General features: G+C 65.9%; 1 protein-coding gene. It reads right to left on the bottom strand.

What is annotated here, in order from left to right:
* A partial coding sequence (locus A3840_RS01700; RefSeq protein WP_067450933.1) for an SDR family NAD(P)-dependent oxidoreductase occupies positions 1 to 497 on the bottom strand: 497 nt, incomplete at its 3' end.
* Position 498 lies beyond the last annotated feature (1 nt).

Here is a 498-nt window from a genome sequence, read left to right as displayed (position 1 = left end):
GTGTAATCGGCGGCGATGGATTTGGTGAGCCCGATCACGGCGGCTTTCGAGATGGAATAGGCGGCGCGGTTGGGCACGCCCTTCACCGAGGAGGCGACGGTGGCCATGTTGATGATGGCGCCGTCCTTACGCTCCAGCATTTGTGGCAGCACCGCCTGGATGGTGCGGATCTGCGCCTTGACGTTGAGATCGAGGGCGAAATCGAGGTCCGTGTCGGTCATCTCCAGAACGGTGCCGGAATGGACCACGCCGGCGCAGTTGAACAGCACGTCGATGCGGCCGATCCCGGCGACGGTTTGCTGCACCGCGGCAGCGGAAAGCACGTCGAGCAGGCGGGTGGTGACGCCGGACATGCCCTCGAGCTCGGCGAGCTTGGCGGCATTGATGTCGGTGGCGATCACCCGGGCGCCGGCCCGGGCAAAGGCTTCCACCGAGGCCCGGCCAATGCCCTGGGCGGCGGCGGTGATGAGAACAGTTTTTCCGGCGAGATCGGTCACG

It is taken from the genome of Devosia elaeis, from assembly GCF_001650025.1.
GTDB classification, from domain to species: domain Bacteria; phylum Pseudomonadota; class Alphaproteobacteria; order Rhizobiales; family Devosiaceae; genus Devosia; species Devosia elaeis.
This window is presented reverse-complemented; position numbering and strand designations above follow the sequence as displayed.